Source organism: Halomonas sp. SIMBA_159 (assembly GCF_046536035.1).
GTDB classification, from domain to species: domain Bacteria; phylum Pseudomonadota; class Gammaproteobacteria; order Pseudomonadales; family Halomonadaceae; genus Vreelandella; species Vreelandella venusta_A.
Genome location: NZ_JAWJBT010001752.1, coordinates 1 through 232, shown reverse-complemented (window position 1 = coordinate 232; position 232 = coordinate 1). Strand labels below are relative to the sequence as shown.

Here is a 232-nt window from a genome sequence, read left to right as displayed (position 1 = left end):
CACTGTTTTATATTCAGGTTGAGGAGATCGATGCATTCTTGCCAAAAGCGGTATCGTTTGGCGCTCAGATCGTGATGCCCGCAACGGCTTCTTCTCTCGGTGAATGGCAGTACCGCCTGGCTGTGCTGTGCGAGCCGCAGGGAAACCACTTCGGTGTAATGGAGCCTGTGACACGAGCCGGGCAAGTGGTTCCGCTGCCCGGAACGCCTTTTGATTTCAATGAAATAGTGAC

1 protein-coding gene is annotated in these 232 nt (G+C 53.9%); it reads left to right on the top strand.

Annotated features, from left to right (window positions below; all coding sequences use genetic code 11):
* Window positions 1-232: VOC family protein (locus R0J87_RS25205; RefSeq protein WP_498889758.1), on the top strand; the 232-nt coding region annotated here is incomplete at both ends.